Source organism: Actinoplanes philippinensis, from assembly GCF_900113015.1.
GTDB lineage: Bacteria > Actinomycetota > Actinomycetes > Mycobacteriales > Micromonosporaceae > Actinoplanes > Actinoplanes philippinensis.
The window spans coordinates 1-15,377 of sequence record NZ_FONV01000030.1 but is presented as its reverse complement, the minus strand read 5'-3'; the positions used below and the strand labels follow the sequence as shown (position 1 = coordinate 15,377).

At 65.5% G+C, this 15,377-nt stretch carries 14 protein-coding genes; 12 read left to right on the top strand and 2 right to left on the bottom strand.

Annotation, left to right across the window (positions count from 1 at the left end):
- Positions 1-43: 43 nt before the first annotated feature.
- From BM290_RS44185 to BM290_RS44140, 10 genes are all read left to right on the top strand, one after another.
- Positions 44-847 carry a lytic polysaccharide monooxygenase gene (locus BM290_RS44185; protein WP_093621999.1) on the top strand — a complete coding sequence of 268 codons (804 nt, stop codon included), beginning with the start codon at positions 44-46 and terminating at the stop codon, positions 845-847.
- Positions 844-1,455 (top strand): DUF305 domain-containing protein, encoded by a 612-nt coding sequence (locus BM290_RS44180; RefSeq protein ID WP_093621998.1) that lies wholly within the window; start codon positions 844-846, stop codon positions 1,453-1,455. The genes BM290_RS44185 and BM290_RS44180 overlap by 4 nt, the downstream gene beginning before the upstream one ends.
- A gap of 61 nt (positions 1,456-1,516) precedes the next feature.
- The gene (locus BM290_RS44175; RefSeq protein WP_177320159.1) at positions 1,517-2,629 is read left to right on the top strand and encodes an outer membrane protein assembly factor BamB family protein; all 1,113 of its coding nucleotides are present in this window, start codon (positions 1,517-1,519) and stop codon (positions 2,627-2,629) included.
- A gap of 205 nt (positions 2,630-2,834) precedes the next feature.
- Positions 2,835-4,058, top strand: coding sequence for an MFS transporter (locus BM290_RS44170; RefSeq protein ID WP_093621996.1), 1,224 nt, complete (start codon positions 2,835-2,837; stop codon positions 4,056-4,058).
- Positions 4,059-4,423: 365 nt separating this feature from the next.
- Complete coding sequence (locus BM290_RS44165) at positions 4,424-7,069, top strand: Z1 domain-containing protein (protein ID WP_203779869.1); 2,646 nt, start codon at positions 4,424-4,426, stop codon at positions 7,067-7,069.
- Complete coding sequence (locus tag BM290_RS44160) at positions 7,066-8,097, top strand: PD-(D/E)XK motif protein (RefSeq protein WP_093621995.1); 1,032 nt, start codon at positions 7,066-7,068, stop codon at positions 8,095-8,097. Before BM290_RS44165 ends, BM290_RS44160 begins: the two co-directional genes overlap by 4 nt.
- The gene (locus tag BM290_RS47885; RefSeq protein ID WP_143134179.1) at positions 8,094-10,001 is read left to right on the top strand and encodes a hypothetical protein; all 1,908 of its coding nucleotides are present in this window, start codon (positions 8,094-8,096) and stop codon (positions 9,999-10,001) included. Before BM290_RS44160 ends, BM290_RS47885 begins: the two co-directional genes overlap by 4 nt.
- Complete coding sequence (locus BM290_RS44150; RefSeq protein WP_093621993.1) at positions 10,001-10,936, top strand: hypothetical protein; 936 nt, start codon at positions 10,001-10,003, stop codon at positions 10,934-10,936. Before BM290_RS47885 ends, BM290_RS44150 begins: the two co-directional genes overlap by 1 nt.
- The gene (locus tag BM290_RS44145; RefSeq protein ID WP_483392418.1) at positions 10,933-11,706 is read left to right on the top strand and encodes a DUF6339 family protein; all 774 of its coding nucleotides are present in this window, start codon (positions 10,933-10,935) and stop codon (positions 11,704-11,706) included. Before BM290_RS44150 ends, BM290_RS44145 begins: the two co-directional genes overlap by 4 nt.
- Before the next feature lie 5 nt (positions 11,707-11,711).
- Positions 11,712-12,149, top strand: a complete 438-nt coding sequence (locus BM290_RS44140) for a very short patch repair endonuclease (RefSeq protein WP_093622036.1) — start codon at positions 11,712-11,714, stop codon at positions 12,147-12,149.
- A 22-nt stretch (positions 12,150-12,171) separates the two neighbouring features.
- On the opposite strand, the gene BM290_RS44135 is transcribed toward BM290_RS44140, so the two are convergent.
- Positions 12,172-13,254 carry a DNA cytosine methyltransferase gene (locus BM290_RS44135; RefSeq protein WP_093621991.1) on the bottom strand — a complete coding sequence of 361 codons (1,083 nt, stop codon included), beginning with the start codon at positions 13,252-13,254 and terminating at the stop codon, positions 12,172-12,174.
- Positions 13,255-13,419: 165 nt separating this feature from the next.
- On the opposite strand from BM290_RS44135, the gene BM290_RS44130 reads away from it, so the two are divergent.
- The gene (locus BM290_RS44130) at positions 13,420-14,256 is read left to right on the top strand and encodes a phosphoribosylaminoimidazolesuccinocarboxamide synthase (RefSeq protein ID WP_093621990.1); all 837 of its coding nucleotides are present in this window, start codon (positions 13,420-13,422) and stop codon (positions 14,254-14,256) included.
- Positions 14,257-14,276: 20 nt separating this feature from the next.
- Here BM290_RS44130 and BM290_RS44125 read toward each other — a convergent pair whose 3' ends face one another.
- Positions 14,277-14,522, bottom strand: coding sequence for a hypothetical protein (locus BM290_RS44125; protein ID WP_093621989.1), 246 nt, complete (start codon positions 14,520-14,522; stop codon positions 14,277-14,279).
- Between the two features lie 194 nt (positions 14,523-14,716).
- On the opposite strand from BM290_RS44125, the gene BM290_RS44120 reads away from it, so the two are divergent.
- Positions 14,717-15,377: transposase (locus BM290_RS44120; RefSeq protein WP_143134177.1), on the top strand; the 661-nt coding region annotated here is incomplete at its 3' end.

Below are 15,377 nucleotides of genomic sequence, written 5' to 3'. Positions count from 1 at the left end.
TTCCGCCTGGTAACTGCCAGGTCGAGATCACTGGAGAGCTGACATGCGCAGGAAGATCGCCTACCCGCTGGCCACCCTCGGGATGGTCGCCTCCTCCCTGGCGGTCGCGTCGTCGCCCGCCCTGGCTCACGGCTACGTCTCCTCGCCGCCCAGCCGCCAGGCGCAGTGCGCCGCCGGCACCGTCGCGAACTGTGGCGCCATCCAGTTCGAGCCGCAGAGTGCGGAGGCGCCGAAGGGGTCGAAGGAGTGCAACGGCGGGGTCGCCGCCTTCTCCGAGCTGAACAACAACTCGCTGGCCTGGAAGGCCACCAACGTCGGGAAGTCGGCGACCTTCAACTGGGTCCTCACCGCCCGGCACCGGACGGCCACCTGGGTGTACTACGTGGACGGCACCCCGATCGCCACGTTCGACGATAAGAACAGCATCCCGGCGGCCACCGTCTCGCACACCGTCGACCTGAGCCGCTTCTCGGGCCGCAAGACGGTGCTCGCGGTGTGGAACATCGGCGACACCCCGATGGCCTTCTACAACTGCGTGGACGTCAACATCGGCGGCACCGGCTCCGGCACCGGGTCGACGACCCCGACCACGGCGCCCACCACCGCGGCGCCGACGACCCCGCCGGCCACCACCGCGCCGACCGCCGCCCCGACCACTGCCGCGCCGACCGCCACCCGTACCTCGTCGGCCGCCTCCTCCGGCAAGGCCTGGGCCCCGGGCGTCTCCTACAAGGTCAACGATGTGGTGACCTACGAGGGCGTCTCCTACCAGTGCCGGCAGGCGCACCAGTCGATCCGCAGCTGGGAGCCCAGCATCTGGACGCTCGCCCTCTGGCTCCCGCTGTGAGGCGCCGGCACCTCGCCGCCCTGATCGTCGCGGCCGCGCCGCTCCTGCTCGGCGCCTGCGGCACCGACGTCGACAAGGCGCCCGCCTCGACGGCGGCCCCGACCCGGAACGTCACGAACGTCGCCGACATCACCGCCGGGTCAACCTACAACGACACCGACGTGATGTTCCTGCAGATGCTGATCGACAATCAGAAACAGGGCCAGCAGATGGCACAGATCGCCGCCAAGCGGGCCGCCCGGCCGGAGATCGTCCAGCTGGCCAAGGCCGTGCAGGTCACCCAGGCCGACGAGATCAAGCTGATGACCGGCTGGCTCGCCGAGTGGGACAAGCCGGCCACCCTCGACGAGCGGGTCAGTCTGCACGCCGACCACGGCGGCATGCCGAGCACCGGGGACGAGGAGATCGCCTCGCTGAAGACGGTGCCGAAGGCCCAGTTCGAGACCGCCTTCCTCAACCTCTTCCTGGCGCACCAGCACAACGCTGTCGAGTTCGCCCAGCTGGAACTCGACAAGGGCGGCAACGAGCTGACCAAGTCCTTCGCGGAGCGGGTCAAGCAGTCGCGTACCGACCAGGTCCAGCAGATGCTCAGGCTCCTGGCGGGCTGACGTTCGGCGGTAAATGGGGCAGTGCATCACGTACTGCCCCGTTTTCCGGTTTTCTGACATCATGTTGCTTGTGAACGGCGCCTCCGCGGTGCTTCTCTCCCTCGTCATGGTCGCTCCACCCCTCTGGGACCATCCCGGCTACGACGCCGAGGACAGCCACCACAACCCGGCCGAAACCGTCATCACCGGTGGCCGCATCCGGCAGGTCACGCAGAAATGGCAGGTCAGCCTCCGGGCGAGTGACGAGAGCTGCTCCGGATTCGGCGAGCCGATCCTCTCCGCCGGGCGTCTCTACGTCAGCGACCAGCTCGGCATCTCCGCCTACACGGCCGAAACCGGCGCCGTCATCTGGCGATACGACTGGGCCGACCCCGGCGACGCCGAGACACCACGGCTCGCGGTCAGCGACGGGTTGCTCATCGCCGCCGGCGGAGGCTGCAACTCCCAGAGCGACCCGGACGGGGAGATCACCGCCCTCGACGCCCGCACCGGACTGCCCCGGTGGAAACTACGCATCGACATTCCGGTCAACGCGGCCGTCGTCGACAAGGACCTGGTCATCGTCTCCGGCGGATCACCGTCGGACGAGGATGCGATCGTCGCCTACCACGTGCGCGACGGGCGGCAGGCGTGGCGCAAGGCCAAACACCTGGCCGCCGGAGTCTCCGCGAACGGGACGATCCTGGCCCGCCTCACCGACGGATCCGACGTCGAGACCGGCGCCAGCGTCGGGATCGCCGTCACCACCGGGGCCGTGCGGTGGACCCGCGCAGCGGAATGGACGGCGCAGGCCGCCACCCCGGGAAGCGATCGGTTCCTGGTCACCGACAAGACCGGGACCCTCCATGCGGTACGGGTGTCAGACGGCACCCTCGACTGGACCGCCGCCACGGGTGACTCCACGCTGCTCGCGGTCGACCGGGACCGCGTCTACCGGGTGCACGGCCGTGACGTCGAAGCGCTGCGGGTGACCGACGGGAGACGCGCCTGGATCACACGGCAGAAGACCGACGGGGTGCAGCCGGTCACCGCCGGCGGACTGCTCTACGCCGGGGCGGCCGTGCTCAGCTCCGCCGGCGGCACGGTCGCCGGGCCCGAACTCAGCGGCCGGGTCATCGTCGCGGGCGGGCGGATCCACCAGGTGACTAACGGACGACTCCGGACCCTCGCGTGAACGCGGAGTATCGGCCGGGGCTCCGGATCGCCGCGGGCGTGGGCGGGTGCGATAGGGGAGCGGTGGACCGTACATCCGCATGGGGGTTGCCGTTGGGTTGTTCCTGACCTTTCGCACTTCGCGGCATTTCGGCTGATCCGAAGGGGGATGTGGCGCCGACGGACGGCGCCACTTTCCCTGTGGAGGTGCCGCCGCTTTGGCTCCGATGTTCGCGCCGCTCCGAGAGCGCAACTACCGCCTGTGGGCGACCGCCGACCTCGTCTCGGTCAGCGGCACGTGGATGCAGGTGCTGGCGCTGAACTGGCTGATCCTGTCCGCGACCGGCTCGGCCACCGCCATGGGCGCGGTCGTCATGCTGCAGTCCCTGCCCGTGCTGCTGCTCGGAAGCTGGGGCGGCGCCCTCGCCGACCGCCTCCCGGCCCGCCCGCTGCTGATCGCCTTCCAGGCGCTGCGGGCCCTGCTCGCCCTGGCGCTGCTGCTGCCCGGCGGCAACTGGCCGATCTACGCGGTCGCCCTCGCCTCCGGCGTGATCGGCTCCTTCGAAGGCCCCGTCCTCGGCCGTTTCGGCTCCGCCCTCGTCTCCCCCTCCGCGCTGGGCTCGGCGCTCGCCCTCGGCTCGGTGCTCAGCTCGGCCGGCCGGATCGGCGGCATGGCCCTCGGCGGCGTGCTCATCGGCATCACCGGCCCGTCCGCCCTGTTCGTGATCAACGCGGTGTCGTACCTGGCCGTCATCGTCGCCCTGCTCGCCATGCGCCTGGACGACATGCGCCCGCTCGCCGTGGCCGACCCCGCCGACGGCGGCATCATCGCCGGTTTCCGCTACCTGCTGCGCCAGCCGGTGATCCTGGTCGTCCTGGCCCTGTCGTTCGTGCTCGGCTCCCTCGGCCGCAACTACCAGGTCTCGATGGCCGCCATGGTCTCCGGCCCGCTGGGCGGAACGTCCGGCTCGTACGGTCTGTTGTCGACAGTCTTCGCCGTCGGAGCGGTAGCCGGCGGCCTGCTCCTGGCCGGCACCGGCCGCTCCACCCTGCGGGTCCTGGTCGGCACCGGTGTCCTGATCAGCGCGTTGCAGCTGTGCTCCGGCCTGGCCCCGTCCGTACTCGGCTTCGCCGCCCTGATCCTCCCGATCGCCGCCGGCGCGGTCGTCTTCGACACCGTCGTCTCCACCCGAATCCAGCTGGACACACGCGAGGAGATGCGCGGCCGGGTCCTCGCCACGGTAGGCATCGTGTCCTCACTGTCCGGCATCGTCGGAGCCCCGGCCATCGGCTGGCTGTGCGACACGTTGGGCGCACGGGGAGCCCTCCTGACCGCCGGCGCCGTCACCACGGTCGCCGCCGTGGCGGGCGGGGTGGCGCTGGTCCGCTTGAAGGGCCGATCCCTCAGTTTCGCCATCCTGGTCGGCCGTTCGAACCGGCAGCCTGCTTGATTGCTGTGAGTTCAAACCTGCTGCCCCGGCCGACGCGGCTGCCGGGGCAGTAGCTTTATCCAGCTGTCCCACCCGCACTCGGGCACATGAATCGATGCTCCGCGCCCGCCGACGGTCATCGCGGCTCCAAGGAGCAACCATCCAGAGGCATCGCCACGCAACCCCTTCCCGGGCTGATCTCGACTGCTGATAAGCGTTGATTCGCTGTACCTCCGGGTCGAGTCGACGCGTTCCGGCGTTGCGAGACGTGTGGCGTCCTGTATCGGCGAAAATGTCTTCGCCTGGTACTGCTGCGTCACTGACCCACTCAGGAGGCGCGCTGAGGAGCACGGATCAACTCGGTCCGGCGATGATCTTGGAGGGCGATGTCGATGCAGGATCCGCGCATGGAGGGCGCATGGACAGCGTTCCGGAACATCCTTGACACCTCGCCGCCGCACGAGGCAACTCAAAACCTTCGTGACCTCTTCGTTCCGGAGGATGTGATCACCGCACTGATCAAACGTCACGAGAGCGAGGCGACGAAGTTCGTTACGTTGAAGGAACCTCTCGGTGTCGGCAGGGAGAATGCCACCCGGTGGTACGCAGGGCCTCGTAATGGGGACAGAAACTGGCCCGCCTTCAAGGGACACATCAGGAAGAGTCTGAGCGAGGAGTCGGTCCGCAAGATCGATGAGGCCTCCGACAAGGTCGTCGCAATGATGGATCATCCGGCGACCTCTGTGTTCAGCTCTCGTGGGCTGGTGGTGGGACATGTGCAATCCGGTAAGACGAGCAACTTCACCGCAGTAATAGCCAAGGCCGCCGACCGCGGCTATCGAATGTTCATCGTCCTGTCAGGAATTCACAATGCTCTGCGACGCCAGACTCAAGCACGACTGATCCGCGATGTGGTCAACCTGAATCCGACACTGTGGCATCAGATCACCAAGCTCGAGCACGACTTCATGCCGCTGCCGAACCCTGCGGCCCTCCTGACGGCCAAGGATCAGCATCTCCTCCTGGTGGTGAAGAAGAACGCTCCTGTCCTGCGCAAACTCAAGAAGTGGCTGTCGAGCGCCGCGCCGCATCTGCGGAACTGTCCGGCGTTGATCATCGACGACGAGGCGGACCAGGCAACGATTGCAACCAAGAGCATCAATCCGCTGATTGCGGATGTGCTGGAGAGCCTTCCACGAGTCTGCTACCTCGGATATACCGCAACGCCGTTCGCAAACTTGTTGGCCGACCCCACGGGGAAAGACTTCTATCCACGGGACTTCATTCTCAGTCTTCCCAGAAGCGACGAATATCAGGGGCCCGAGAAGCTTTTCGGTCGTGCCCCGGTCGACGGCGAGGAACCTGAATCCGTGCCGCAGGGGTTAGACATGATCCGTGAAATCCCGGACGACGAGGCGGCATTGTTACGGCCGGCCAAACGCTCCGAGGCCGCGTCGTTCGTGCCTGAGATGACGGCGTCTCTTCGGTCCGCCGTCCTCTGGTTCTGGCTCGCGTCCGCCGCGCGTCGAGTGAGATCGGGAAGGGTGGATCACTCATCCATGCTGGTGCATGCCCACTCCGACACGAGAGTTCACGACTCGTACAAAGTGCCCTTGGAAGCGCTCCGGCGACAGGTGCTCGCCCAACTCTCCAGCTCGGACGGAGCGCTGATCGAGGAGTTGGAAGCCCTGTGGGCCGCGGAATCCGATCGGGTACCGGCCGAGCAGATGAATGAGATACCGCTCCTCATCGAGGACGTCATTGCGATGATTCCCGGGGTGGTAGCCGACACCCGCATCATCATGGATCACTACCGGAGTACGGATCGTTTGGACTACGAATCCGGGCCGGCAACCGTGATCGCGGTCGGCGGCAACACACTGTCCCGCGGTCTGACCCTGGAAGGCCTCGTAGTAAGCGTATTCGTCCGCTCCAGCGACGTGTACGACACATTGCTGCAGATGGGCCGTTGGTTCGGTTACCGGCCCGGCTACACAGACCTCCCGCGTATCTACATGCCCGCGGAGATGCGGCGCTGGTTCGCCCATCTGGCCACGGTCGAGGCCGAGATGCGCATGGAGATCGATCGGCTGTTGGAGGAGCACAAGACCCCACTCGATCTCGCGGTGCGGATCCGCTGTCACCCCAAGATGCTGGTGACCGCGCCGAGCAAGCAGAAGGCTGCGGTACGTGCGGCTGCCGCATACGGCGGTGCCCTCGTCGAGAGTCGGTACTTCCCTACTGCTTCTGAGCAGGAGGCCTCGACCTGGCTGGAATCCAACGCGAAAGCCGTTGATCGACTGATGGAAGCCGCTGTACGACGCGGACGGCACGATCCCTTGAGCGAGGGTAAGGCTCTGTGGCGTGAGGTACCGACCGAGGACGTCCTAAGGTTCCTGGACGAATACCGGTTCCACAAGATGACAACCGAGGCGCCCGGAAAGCTGATGTCGGCCTACATCACCAAACGACACGCCTTGGGCGGGCTTCATTCATGGAATGTCGCTGTCGTAGGCAATCGACCCAGCGCCACCGGCAGGACCCTGACACTGGCAACAGGTATGACGGTGGGTCTTGTTGTTCGTACCCGTACGGCTGCGAGCAAAGGCGATGCAGTGGCGGACATCCGGACGCTGACCGGTCCGCGTGATGAGGGTCTCGACCTGAACCTCGACGGTAAGGAGGCCGTCAACCGCACGAAGCTCAAGCGGATCCGCTCCGCCAAGCAACCAGAACGCGGTTTGGTCCTTCTGTACCCGATCGATCCTCAATCCGCCCCGGTGGATCCGACCGAAGAGGACTCGGTGAGCAAGAAGCAACGAGATCGCGCTGCGCTTGCCGCCCCTGGCAAGGTGGTATGGGGTGTCGCGCTGGTCTTTCCCGACCCGAGCCGTGGCAAGGACGTCGAGGTCGAGTACGACTATGTCTCCGCAGACCTCTCCAACGTCTTTCCTATCGACTCCGACGAGGAAGATGAGGACTTCTCCGTTCTGGAGCAGGACCTCGACACCGACGAGGAGACAGCGTCGTGACGACCTCGGACGGCAGTCAGGCGCTGGAATTGCGACAGATGCTCGAGCGGCTCTGGTCGGAGGTCTTGACCCGAGTTCCGTCGACCGATTCCGGCTCATTGGCCAGCGCCGAACTGGCGCTGACGACGAAAGTGGGACCGGTGCTCCTGGCGGTCGATCACCTCGGATGCCGCCATCTTCTGGTACCGATGACACCCGATGATGGTGGGGCTGGAGACTGGCTCAGCGCCGGAGTGCGGATGACCACTCGGGTGAAGGTTGCAGAGGACCGTCCTGTCCGGTTTCTCGACCTCGAGTGTCGACGCGATGACCTGAACGGAGTCTTCACCGGTTTGGTGGCGGATGTGTGTGCTGTCGTCGCTCACAGGCATGAGATCTCCGCCCGGGACCTGTCCGCCATGCTGGAATCCTGGCGGAAGCTGCTGGCCGGTGGTCCACAGGTATGGACCGTGCCGCGACTGGCCGGGCTGTATGGCGAATTGGTGGTACTGGAGCGGCTGTTGGATCGCGATCCGACAGCCATCGGATCATGGGTGGGCCCGACCGGGGCTCCACAGGATTTCCAAAGTCATCCACACGCCATCGAAGTGAAGTCGACGACTGCTGCGACGGGGCGTCTCGCACATGTCCACGGTGTGGATCAGCTTGAGCCGCCGGCCGCCGGCTCGCTGGCCCTCGTCTGGACTCGATTCGCGCCGGTGGCAGGCAGCGGTACCGCGGATGGCATCGCGACGATAGTCGAACGTTGCCTGGCCAAGGGAGCCAGTTCGAGTTTGTTGTCTCGTCTCGACCAGATCGGCCTACCGTCGCTGGCCTCTCAGGAGTTGCGTGACGTGGGTTTCGAACTGGTGGAGCGGCGAATCTACAACGTGGACCGGTCCTTTCCCGCTATCACTCCGGCACGGTTCGAAGGCGGGTCGGTGCCGGCCGGTGTGCGTGGCATCGAGTACGTCATCGACCTCGACACCGTGACGGCGTTGGACGAGGATCTAGACGCACTTGCCAATCGATTCCTGGGACGCTCATGATCGACGCGACATGGTTCTCCCAACCATTTCGTCCGGACGGCGGTATCACCGCTGAGGGTCTCCGTAACCAGTTGGGGCGGCCGGCGCTCTCGGTCCTGACCGTGCTGGTAAGGGAGTCTGCCCAGAACAGCTGGGACGCCAAGCTGGCTGCCGATGTCCGCTACAGCCTGGACCTCACCACTGTCTCGCCGGTTCATCGACAGGCGTGGGTCGATTTGCTGTTGCCGGGTGCGCCGCGGGAGAGCTCGGCCGGCCGGACCGTTCCCGACCTGCTTCGAAGTCAGAGTATTCGCTATCTGGCGGTCTCGGACCGGGGCACGACCGGCCTTGGCGGACCGACTCGATCGGATGTCCACGCCGAGCCCAATCAGCGGGCATGGTTGTCGTTCGTGCTGAACAGCGGCGAGAAGCAGGATGTCGATGGCGGCGGAGGAACCTATGGCTACGGAAAGGGCGCCTTCTTCCTCGCCTCACGCGTGAGCACGGTGCTGATCTACACGCGATTCGTCGATGAGGGAAGGCTCCGATCCCGGCTGATCGGCTCGGCCCTGTTGACTTCCACGACCATCGACGATGTTCCCTATACGGGACGTCATTGGTGGGGGGTTCCGGCCGATGGTTACTGCGAGCCCCTGTCCGACGGTGCGGCGGACAACATCGCTGCGAGGCTCGGACTGCCCGGATTTCGCGAGGACGAGACCGGAACGACGGTCGTCGTCCTGGACCCTGATCTGACCGATCCGGCTGTCGACGACCGAAGCGAGATGTCTGTCGAGGAAGCCGGTCGGTTCCTCGCCGACGCGGCGGGATGGAACCTCTGGCCACTCACCCTCGAAGGCCGTGCTCGTCGACTCCACATCGCAGTGAACGCGCACGGAGTACGTGTGGAGGTGCCGTCCGAGCAGAATGATGCCGTGCTGGCGAATTTCGCTGCGGCGTATCGACTCGCGGCTGCCGAATCGGAACCGAACATCCGTTGCGGTAACCCGAAAAAGGGGCTCGGTCGATTCGCCTACGTCGACACCTTCGGCGCGAAGGCCACGGCGGCTGCCGCAGCTGAACTCGGGTTGAGCGGATCACCGCATCACGTCTGTTGCATGCGATCTCCCGATCTCGTGGTCCAGTATCTGGAGCAGCCGGCGAAGCCGCATCCTGAGGTCGGCTATGCAGGAGTTTTCAAGGTGGAGGAGGATTTGGACGCGACCTTCGCCAAGTCGGAACCACCCACACACGATGCTTGGGTTGATGCCCAGCTGTCGGGGCGGGAAGCCACCTTTGTGCGCGTCTACCGCCGACGACTCAGCGAGGAGTGTGCTGCTGTCGTCGGCCCGAAGGCCAAAGAAGTCAGAGTGGCACAGGTCCCGGTCGGTCCCGTTGCGCAGAGGCTCGGCTTTCTTCTCTCCACCGTCGGTGGCACCGGTGCCGCCGAACCCGTGCTTTCCGGCCATCCGGTGGACGACGGGAACCCGTCGGACCCGGGGCGCCCTTCGAGCGGAGGGGTGTCACCACAAGGCGGGTCGGCAGGCGCAAGTGCGGGATCTGCGTACGGGACGGCAGGTAGTGGTGGCACGGGCTCGTCGGGCGCGAGACGGCGTGGCCGCCCGGTCCTGGTTGGGTCCCCATATTTTCGATCGCGAAGTGGAAGGGTGATTCTGGCTCAGAAGGTACGAATCCAGGCCGGAACCGTCGTTCGCGGAACAGCTGCTGTGATCACCGGAGAGGGTGGCGCGGAGACGGCCAAGCCAGCCGGCAGCTCTCAGCCTCAGGTATTGGGCTGGCAGTGCAATGGTGTTTTCGCCGCCGGTGACGTCTTCGCCGCCGGTGACGAATCCGTGGAGGCGGATCTGCTGATAAATCCGGTCGAGGATGCAGCCGTCGAGATCGGGGTCGAGGTGACTGCCTGATGGCGGCGCGGGCCTATCCCTACCGAACGGCGCCGGAGCACGTCAACGCAGCGCAGTGGATGTCGGTGGAGGACGGGACACCGATCGGGGAGTACCTGCCGTCGTGGGACTACGGATCGGTTGTTCGGCTGCAGCGGAGCATCGAAGTAGACATGCTCGCACTGCTGGGGGAGTGCGGGCTTACAGCGGGTGCCCGACTCGGGATCAATGTTCGCTATTGGCCCGGGACGTCCCTGCTTCGACAAACGGTGCTCCATGTCGTTCTGGGTGTCCCCGAAGCGACATCCGGGCGATCGTCGAACGTACTGGACATCGAGATCCCTGGAGCAGATCTCGCTGCCGTACTGACCGTGGAGACGACCCTTGTTCTCCTCGAAGATCCGTCGGGCAACGACGAGGCCTTCGTCGCACGACGAGCCGGGAGCATCCTGTGGCGCGACGAGGCGTCCGTGCGGCTCGAAGGAACTGCAGGGTTGTTGCCGGTGGCTCCCGTGAGTTTCAAGGAGCAGGGGCTTCCTACTGACGCAGCGTGGTACGTCAGCGTGGATTCCTCCGAGTGGACAAGCGCTGCAATGGGAAACCTTCTCGTTCTGCTGAATGACGACAACCCGGCCGTCCGTAAGGCGATCACCGCGCCCGACCAGCCCGATTCCGCTGTTCTGTTGGATGCTCTGACTGTGGACGTGGTCTGCGACCTTGTCGGCCGTGCGCTCCTTGACGAGGAGTTCCCGGTGATTGCGCCAGCCGGCGAGAAGCTCTCCGAGCCGTCTATGGCAGCGCTGGTACGAAGTTTCATCGTCTCCTTCCTCAGCCTCCCGACGGAGGGTCTCGAGACTGCCTTCAACCGACTGCGTGACGAGTGGCAGCGTGATCCGTCGCGGCTGAGAGCAAGAGCCCAGAGCAGTCTCCGGTTCCCAGGGAGTCGCGGCTCATGAGTATCCTCTTTCCTCGTCTCCTACCGAGCGAGTCCGATCGCCTCTTCAGTGGTATGCGTGGGCGTACTCCTTCTGAGCTGCGTGAACAAGCCGGTAACAGTTCCTTGCGTGCAGTCTTCGCTGCCACCGGTGGCACGAGGGTTACTCGAAACGAACTGCAATTGCTCGCAACTACGATCGAGACGTTGGCGATCGCGGGTGGCTATCCGGAGATGCCTGGCACTGCTCAACGGAACCAGTTCGACAGAGCCGTGGCACGGCACCTGCATCAGCACACCGGAATGACCCCGGGCGAGGCGTCGCAGCGACAGGTCTGGGCATTTCTGGGGCTGGTACTCGTGCCGCACGTGTGTGCGTGGCGATTCCCGATGAAAGACGGGGTCTACGTCGCGGACCGGTTCAAGGGAAGCGATCTGACGCGTCACACACTGGCCAGGCTGTGGACCCGTGCGCATGTCTTGTACGACTCGGCCGCGCCGGATCCCTATGCATTGATGGATGCCGTGGGGGAGGCCGATCTGGACCAGATCATGGCGCGTCGCCGAGCAGTCGCAGCGACGCCGGCACTGGTGCGGGCCATCGTGCGAGCGCATGTCGAGGACTCGAACAGCGGGGAGGACACCCCGGCGAGGGCGGTGCTTCGTGATTCTCTTCAGAGGCTCCTGCGCCTGACGGCCTTCCTCGATCTCGACTGGATCCCGGAGGAACAGATCCTGCAACTCGTTCGAGAACAGCGAATCGAGTCGAGGAAGCACTTGGATGTAGCGTGACCGTGATGGCAGCAGCGAATCTACGTCCAACGCCTAGTTCGGCGAGCGTCTCCGGGCGAATGAGCAGGCAACGCCGCCGCGACACTGCTCCTGAGGTACAGATTCGTCGGCTCTTGCACGCAGCGGGTCTGCGCTTCCGGGTTACATGGCCCGTCCCGGGGATGCCGCGCCGTTCGATGGACATCGCGTTCACGAGGGCAAAAGTGGCGGTGTTCGTGGACGGGTGTTTCTGGCACGCGTGTCCGGAGCATGCAACCAAGCCCGTCGCCAATTCTGAGTGGTGGGCTGAGAAGTTGGCGAAGAACCAGATGCGTGACGTGGCCACGAATGCCCATCTGCGGGCAGCTGGATGGGAGGTCGTTCGAGTGTGGGAGCACGAGGATCCCCGGACGGCGGCTGATCGGATCCGAGCGATCGTCAAGCCCGTGGTCGACAGCGTGTAGATGTGCGCCGTCGACCGATGACTCACATCCTTGCGTCGAGACTCTCAGCGATGTGGGCACCGATGGCTGTGGCAAGCTCGACCGGCACGGCATTGCCGATCTGACGTGCGATCTGCACCTTGGAGCCGCACCACTTGAAGTCCTTGTCGAAGCCTTGCAGGAGCGCGGCTTCCAAGTGAGTGATAGCCCTATGTTCCGTCGGATGAATGTAGCGCCCTTTTTCCGGCTTGAAGAATTCCGTCCGGATGGTCACTGAAGGGCGATCCCAGTGGAGACGCCCCATGACGTCGCCGGAGCCCGAGGTGTGCTTCCGCCAGCACGGACTCTTGAGCTCGTCAGGAAGATCGAACCTGTTGCCGCCCACCGGGATTTTCCGGAAACGCTTCCGGGAAATTGGCTCGTAGTGCCGTGTGACGTGCAGAGTCAGCCCTCGGTAGGCGCCCGGCACCGGCGTTCCGTGATGAGCGACCATCACCTCGGGCAGAAGCTGATTGTCCTCGGCGACGAATGTCGGCAACTTGGCGAGGCTCGCCGCGACCGTCTTCCACTCGTTCCGAGAGACGGTCGGCTTAGGAATACCAATCGGGTCTAGGTCCCGTCTGGTGCCGATGACGATTGCTCGACGGCGAATCTGCGCCGCTCCGTAGTCCGCGGCGTTGATGACGTCGGACCGAAGTTCGTATTCGTCCAGCGAGGCGCCGGGTTCGGTCTCCGCATGGAGGGCCCGAAACTCCTCACTACGGAGAAACCGGTCGACGTTCTCGATGACGAAAGCAGCCGGGCGGATCTTCTTGAGAACCCTCACGTACTCGCGCCAAAGCTGATTTCGTGGATCGTCCAACCTCTTGGCTCCCAGGTTCGAGAAGCCTTGGCAAGGAGGTCCCCCCACAACCACATGTGCGGTGGCCGCCGCATCATTGATCTCCCACTTGGCGATGTCGCCGTGATGGATGATGTCCTTGCCGAAGTTCTCGGCGTAGGTGGTCGCCGCGGCGAGATCGATCTCTACGGCACCGACGGTCTGGTAGCGACCTGTCCGATGGAAGCCGGCGGTGATACCGCCACAGCCTGCGAAGAGGTCGACCACCTGGAACGTCTGTGCCATGGTAGCTACCTTAGCCGGCGATCATGATCATTGGTCCGCCTGCTCGCTGTGTTGCCGGTTGCAGTTGCGTACCTGGGTATGCGGGGGCCCACTGCGCCCTGATCGGCCGCGGGGCGTTCGATAGCGTGAGCAGGCACGCCACTCCGCCAGCACTGAGGGGAACACGTGGAGCTCCTGCACTCCGGCAAGGTCCGGGACGTCTATGCCGATGGGGGGGACCTTGTTCTGGTCGCCTCGGATCGGGTCTCGATCTATGACGTCATCCTTCCTACGCCGATTCCCGACAAGGGGAAGATCCTCACCCAGCTGTCGCTCTGGTGGTTCGAGCAGCTCAGTGACGTCATGCCGAACCATGTCATCTCGGCGACCGATGTGCCGGCCGAGTTCGCGGGGCGGGCCATCCGGTGTGAGCGGCTCGAGATGGTCTCGGTCGAGTGCATCGCCCGGGGGTATCTGGCGGGATCGGGGCTCAAGGACTACGAGCGGGAACGGATGATCTCCGGGAACCGGCTGCCGGACGGGCTGATCGAGTCGTCGCGGCTGCCTGAGCCGATCTTCACGCCGAGCACCAAGGAGGCCGTCGGGGCGGGGCACGACGAGCCGCTGACGTTCGACGAGACGGTGGAGCGGGTCGGCAAGGAGCTGGCCGAGGAGCTGCGCCGGGTGACGCTCGAGGTGTATCGGCGCGGATCGGACATCGCGGCGGCCAAGGGCATCATCATCGCGGACACCAAGATCGAGGTGGGGTACGCGAACGGCGTGCTCAAAATCGGTGACGAGTTGTTGACGCCGGACTCGTCGCGGTTCTGGGACGCCGGGGAGTGGCAGCCGGGGCGGGCGCCGCGATACCTGGACAAGCAGTTCCTCCGCGACTGGTCGGCGAAGAACACCGACTGGGATCGCACCGAGCCGGGGCCGGAGGTTCCGGACGAGATCGCCGAGGCGACCCGCAACCGGTACATCGAGGTCTACGAGCGGCTGACCGGCGACCGCTGGCGCTGACGCGGGTGGCGGCTGCTGTCTCAGGCGCGCCGGGCCGTACCGACCCATCTGCGGTGCCGGCGCATCAGATAGGCGCCGAAACCGCCGACCAGGAACGCCTCGACCAACCCGACCCACCCACCGTAGACGATGCAGACGGGAGCGATCGTCCACAGCAGAACAGCGACGACCGCCCACCACCGGGGCGGGTGGGTGAAGCCTGGGCCGTCAGCTTCGATCGGGGTCACCAGGCCGGTGAGGACCTGCTGTGCCTCTGGTTTGAGCATGGGCGCCCACCTCCGTCCGAGACGATCGCGTACCCACAACCATGCGAGGGGAAACGGCCCGGCGATCGCCGGGCCGTTTTTCTCGTGTTTTGACCATCGGGGGGATTCGTGGTGGTCGAGGTCTAGCGGATTGGGGAGGACCCTGTCCATGATCTGAGTTCTCACACAAAGATCATCAATGGGCAGGGTCCTCGATGAGCAGCGTAACGGCATCTGGTGCCGGTGACGGCGAGCTGGGCCGGATCTTGTTGGATGCGTGGCGGCGGGAGTTGTACGAGGGCGTCCTGGGCTCCCGGTCGCGGACACTGTTCGCGCTGGTCGACGGGCTTGCCGCCGATCAGGGCCGGTGTGGCTGCCCGGCGCATCTGTCGCTGGGCACCCTCACCGGGCACGCCGCGGCCTACCGGGCGTTACGCGACGGCGAGATCGACACCACCCGGGCACTGCGGGCGGCGTGCCGGATCGCCGCCCGGTCCGGCCTGCCCCGGGTATACGCCGTCGACACCACCGCCTGGCCACGGCCGAACGCGGCCACCAGCCCGGACCGGCAGCCGCAATACACCCCGGGCGGCCCCCGCGGCACGGCACTGATCACGACCGGATGGCGCTATCAGCACGTCGTCCGGTTGACGCTGACCCCGGACTCCTGGGTCGTGCCGGTCCTGACCGACCGGATCACCTCCGACGACGACCTGGTCGAGGTCACCGTCGACCACATCGCCCGGGTCTGCGCCGCCGACGGCGCCCGCCCGGCCGATCCGTCACTGTTCCTGCTGGACTCCGGCTACCCCGCGGCCCGGATCACCCACCTGCTACGCGAACGCAAGATTCCCGCAGACGTCCTGGTCAGACTGG